The 4,149-nt window shown below is 30.1% G+C and carries 6 protein-coding genes; all 6 read right to left on the minus strand.

The features are described 5' to 3' along the window. Positions 1-229: 229 nt before the first annotated feature. Positions 230-550 (minus strand): hypothetical protein, encoded by a 321-nt coding sequence (locus tag K8344_RS13660; RefSeq protein ID WP_237609237.1) that lies wholly within the window; start codon positions 548-550, stop codon positions 230-232. 9 nt (positions 551-559) lie between these two features. Continuing rightward, positions 560-1,150 carry a hypothetical protein gene (locus K8344_RS13665; protein WP_237609238.1) on the minus strand — a complete coding sequence of 197 codons (591 nt, stop codon included), beginning with the start codon at positions 1,148-1,150 and terminating at the stop codon, positions 560-562. Between the two features lie 204 nt (positions 1,151-1,354). Next, positions 1,355-2,005 carry a hypothetical protein gene (locus K8344_RS13670; protein WP_237609239.1) on the minus strand — a complete coding sequence of 217 codons (651 nt, stop codon included), beginning with the start codon at positions 2,003-2,005 and terminating at the stop codon, positions 1,355-1,357. A gap of 158 nt (positions 2,006-2,163) precedes the next feature. Next, the gene (locus K8344_RS13675) at positions 2,164-2,931 is read right to left on the minus strand and encodes a hypothetical protein (RefSeq protein WP_237609240.1); all 768 of its coding nucleotides are present in this window, start codon (positions 2,929-2,931) and stop codon (positions 2,164-2,166) included. A gap of 128 nt (positions 2,932-3,059) precedes the next feature. Then, positions 3,060-3,500 (minus strand): hypothetical protein, encoded by a 441-nt coding sequence (locus K8344_RS13680; RefSeq protein WP_237609241.1) that lies wholly within the window; start codon positions 3,498-3,500, stop codon positions 3,060-3,062. Further along, positions 3,501-3,959, minus strand: coding sequence for a hypothetical protein (locus K8344_RS13685; protein ID WP_237609242.1), 459 nt, complete (start codon positions 3,957-3,959; stop codon positions 3,501-3,503). Positions 3,960-4,149 lie beyond the last annotated feature (190 nt).

Below are 4,149 nucleotides of genomic sequence, written 5' to 3' on the forward strand. Positions count from 1 at the left end.
CAAAGGATAATATCATATCTTTTTACGTTACTAACGTCAAAGATAAGCATATTTTTGAATGTTTGCAGAATTTTTTTTTCAAATGTTGCCTAACGTGTTCGTGTATGATTTCGTTGCGTGTTTCAGCAACTAAATTAGTAAACAAAAACGAACCAGAGGAAAATCCTTCGGATTTTCCAAGTAGGCTAGAACTAGCAATGAATTATACACGTTGTTGTAGCCAGTTTTTTTAATCTCTCATAAATTTTTCTCGGTCATATTCGCACATTGGGCAAAGTCCATTTTCCTCAATGAAAAGATAGTCAGTCAATTCAGACAAATTTCCATTACTACATCTTTCACATTCGATATTTCGAGTGTAATTTTCAACAAATGATTCAATTACTGGTCTTTGTGCACCTTTCAAAGAGTCCATTCCTTTGTCCAGAATTTGCTTTGTTATTCCCTCAATCGCTCCAGACAATTGGTCATTTTCTAATAACTGTCTCAAAAATTCTGTTAGACTATTGTTGTATTCATTATCTAACATCCATTGTTTTACTAATCCCATATATTCGTTTTATAAATTTTCAATTAAATTCGGTAAGTCCTCAAATCCGTCGGAAAGTGTTTCGTAAACTTCTTTGATAACAGTTTCTTCTAAAGCTTTACTTACTGTCAGGTCAAATAATTTGCCTTTAAGCAATTGAAACCAGTTTTTCTTGCCAAGATTGAGATGTTCCTTTAATTCATCCAGTTCATCAAAAATGATTTGTTGACCAAATCCGAGTTCAGTCAATTTCTCTTTGATTTCATTCAGCGAGTTGTGCAATTCCGATTTCTGCTCCGAACTAAATTCCTCCGTGTATTTCGGTTGATATTCATAAGATTGAGATATTTCCTCAATTTCTTGGTCAATTACAAATAATCCTGTTTCCTTTTCTTGAGAAGTTCCGCAGTTTACTTTACTACAAGTTTTTTCGTGTTCCAATTTTTGATTTAAAACTTCTTTCCTTAAAATATTTAGAAAAAATAATTTGTCTTTTTTTCGCTTAAGACTGTAAAGTTTTGACGATAAATCACTTGATAAATTATCAACAGTACAATTCAATTCTCCGTTAAAAAATTCATATTCAGCGTATTCTACTGCTTCTTTTTCTACTATATTCATTCGGTTAGTTCGTTTTTCTCAAATTGGCTACAACGGTTTTGTATATGGCTCGTAGCGTGCAAATTAGCGATAACTTTTCGATTAAGCACGAGCCGAATTTTTTAATTTTCTTTTTATCTTTATTTCTCAAAAAGCCAAATTAAAAAATTTGGCGGACTTGCAAATATGACTGAACTTTCGATTAAGCAACTAACTAGCTATGAGCTATATACGGTGTTGTGCAACGTTTTTTTTTAGTACTATTATTCCAATTATTAATCCTAAAATTCCAATTAAAATCATTAACTCTGTTTTAAAACGAGTTATAAATTTTAATGAATTAGACTTTTCTGTCAATTGTATAATTGATGAATTCGTTGGTAATGATATTTGATTGAAGAAATACTCGGCATCTTTGATATCAGAATCGTCTTTAGAAATGCAATTAAACAGGAATAGATTATTGTTTAATAGATAAACTTCAGATTGGTATAATCGATTTCCAATACTATCTGTCAACGTTAATTTTTGTCCTTTAAATCCATTTTTATCAATACTTTCTTTCGATACTATTGCTTTTGGATAATTTTTTGAAATATTTGGAATAGCTTCATCATAGATGCTTTTCAATTCATCAAGATTCTTCGGCAGACTTGAATTCGTAATTAGCATCTTATTTCCGCTATACACGATTCCATTTTTTTCCGCGGACAATTCATACATTTTTATTCCGTTCTCTTCCGAATTGAATAAATTGGCGTTTTCGGCGGGCAATTTAAACCTTGTAATAGAGTCTAATTCAAAGTCAAACCATTTTTCATTTTGCGAATATGATTGAATTGAAAATAATATAATTATCCAATAAAAATTTTTCAAGTTCTGTATTTTTTTAAATGTTGCACAACGTGTTTGTATAAGATTAGTTGCGTGTTTAAAGCAACTAATTTAGCAAATACAAACCGAATAGAAAATCCGCGAGGATTTTCGTAAGTAGGCTTGCACTAGCAATTAATTTTATACGGTGTTGGGCACAGTTATTTATATTCTATTTCCCTCGTTCGTATGTAATTTAGTTTGTCATTCTCAATTGATTCTCTTTTTGTCCAATTTTCAAACTTGTCAAATTCGTATTTATATTCTGTTGTTGAAATCAAAGAATCTTTGCTATTAAATTCTTTTATTTCCATTAAAATTCCACAATCGTATTTAAATTCAGTATTTCGATTCCGTTCAGGTTTTCTAAAGTCCGATAGTTTGGATTCAGTTACAAATTCCTTGTCGTTATATTTACTTATTTCAAGAGTATTAGTAATTGTGTCATTTGTTTCAACGTCAATGTAGATTTGCTTTAATGAACTTTCTTTTAGTTTGTTGTCAGAATTATATTTATAACCTCCAATTTGTTTGAATTGAAAAATGTCATTTTTGGATTCTGATTTTGTTTCCAAAAGCAATGTGTCTTTGTAGAAATAATCAACAATAAAATTTGAACTGTCGTTTGAAAGTGTCACAATTTCTCTTTTTATCTTTTTCTCATTATTGTAAATGAATTCAATATCCATTGTTTCGTCAGCAAATAAATTCCGCTGATGTCTGCTAATTATTTGGTCATTTTCGTTGTATTTCTTTTCTGTAATTACAAGTGTATCTTGAATCTTATTATTCAGAGAATCATTTTCCACTTTAATTGTGTATTCGGTAATTTGTGTTGCTTTTTGAGTCAGTCCGTTATTCAACAATTTTGGTTCATTGCAACAACCAATTAAGAATATTGAAAAAAGTAAAATTAGAAGTCTATTCATTCGGTTTTAATTGTGCCCAACGGTTTTGTGTATGATTTCGTTGCGTGTTTCAGCAACTAATTTAGCAAATACAAACCGAATAGAAAATCCGCGAGGATTTTCGTAAGTAGGCGAGTACTAGCAATGAATTATACACGGTGTTGTACAACGTTTTTATTTATATATTCAGTTAGAATTTTATCTAAATCCTTTATCAAACTTTTATAATCAAAATCTTTTGGTTTCCTTTTCATTTTTTCAATACGCTCAATAGAAGCTAATATTTCTTTTTTAATCAGTTCAATTGTCTCTAATTCACTTAATCTTTGAATCACATTCCAATCAAAGTTTGAATTAGTCACAAACCATTTGACTGAATGTTTCCAACTTTCGATATCATTTCTAAAAAATTGAGCAAAACCTCCATCAAATTTGAATAACTCAAAGCCCCAAAAGTATTTGACTACAGAAGTTCCATATTCTTTTTCTTTTAGGTTTTCTGAAATATACTTTTCTAGATTATTTAAATCAACTTTTAAATTATCATCCGTGAATTCTATTGTAATAGTTCTCTTTATTTCGAATTCCATTTATTCTTTACTTTTTCTAATCCACTTTCCAAATAAGATTCCGACTAAAATTGCAGGCAAAAATCCAATGAATGTTATCCAAAAGAATGGTTTGAAAATATAATCCTCAAACGAATCCAAGAAAGTATCATAAGGTTCCATTCCCTCTTGTACAAATCCTGTCCAACCAACAAGGAAAGCGGTTATTATTAAAGTTAGAAATCCGTATTTCGCTCCGACTTTATCAGAATCTTTTTTCTTTATCAAGATTTCATATCCAGCATTTTTTCCAAACCAATACGCAAGTCCGTAGAAAATTCCAATTCCAATAATTATATTTATCCAGTAATTCCATTCTAGCATCCATTGTGGATTTCCTCCAGCAAGTAACATCATAAAAAGAAACGCAATTAAAATTCCAATCGTTGCAGATTGTAAGGCTTTTTTGATTCCGATGTTTTTGGCTATTTCAGGTGTCATTTACGATTTTTGGGAAATGTTGTACAACGTTTCGTATATGATAAGTAGGCGATCACTAAGCCCTAAATTTTTGTCTAATCCTAAAGTTTGATACAAGCCAAAAATATTTCAATTAGTACTTTTTCGCCTATTTTTCATATACATTGTTGTGTGTCAGTAAATATAGCCTTTCGATTCAAAAATAACAATG

Source organism: Aequorivita xiaoshiensis, from assembly GCF_022008395.1.
Lineage (GTDB): Bacteria > Bacteroidota > Bacteroidia > Flavobacteriales > Flavobacteriaceae > Aequorivita > Aequorivita xiaoshiensis.